Source organism: Actinomyces sp. HMSC075C01, from assembly GCF_001812965.1.
Lineage (GTDB): Bacteria > Actinomycetota > Actinomycetes > Actinomycetales > Actinomycetaceae > Actinomyces > Actinomyces acetigenes.
On the sequence record NZ_KV810977.1, the window covers coordinates 1 to 494 of the forward strand.

The following is a 494-nucleotide window of genomic DNA, read 5'->3' on the forward strand; positions in this document are numbered from 1 at the left end:
CAGTGCCCGGCCGACCTCGTCAAAAGGCATTTCAGCGCGTTCAGGCCGAACGAGCTGTGGGTCGCCGACATTCCCCCGCAAGCGGGAGGTACCCCCTCCTATGTACGCACCTTCTCCGGATGGGTCTACGTCGCCTTCGTCACCGATGTCTTCTCGCGGCGAATCGTGGGCTGGCAGACCTCCACCGGCCTGTACACCGACCTGGCCCTGGACGCCCTTCAGATGGCCGTCTGGCAGCGGAAACGTCAGGGGGCCGACCTGACGGGCCTGGTGCACCACTTGCGACCGTGGGGTGCAGTACCGGTCCATTCGCTACGGGCAGGCCCTGTCCGACTGCAAGGCAGTCGCCTCTGTAGGCTCTAAAGGGGATTCCTACGACAATGCTCTGGCCGAGGCGCTCAACTCGCTGTACAAGGCCGAGCTCATCCGCAACCAAGGACCCTGGCAGGACATCGACGCCGCCCGTGCTCGCCACCGCCGAGTGGGTCCACTGG

Annotated in this window: 1 protein-coding gene and 1 pseudogene; both read left to right on the forward strand. The window is 65.4% G+C overall.

Annotation, left to right across the window (positions count from 1 at the left end; all coding sequences use genetic code 11):
- The first annotated feature begins 54 nt into the window (after nt 1-54).
- The gene (locus HMPREF2883_RS15840) at nt 55-363 is read left to right on the forward strand and encodes a DDE-type integrase/transposase/recombinase (RefSeq protein ID WP_371080355.1); all 309 of its coding nucleotides are present in this window, start codon (nt 55-57) and stop codon (nt 361-363) included.
- Nucleotides 293-494: pseudogene (locus HMPREF2883_RS15230) on the forward strand (hypothetical protein); the annotation flags it as partial. The gene HMPREF2883_RS15840 and the pseudogene HMPREF2883_RS15230, both read left to right, overlap by 71 nt.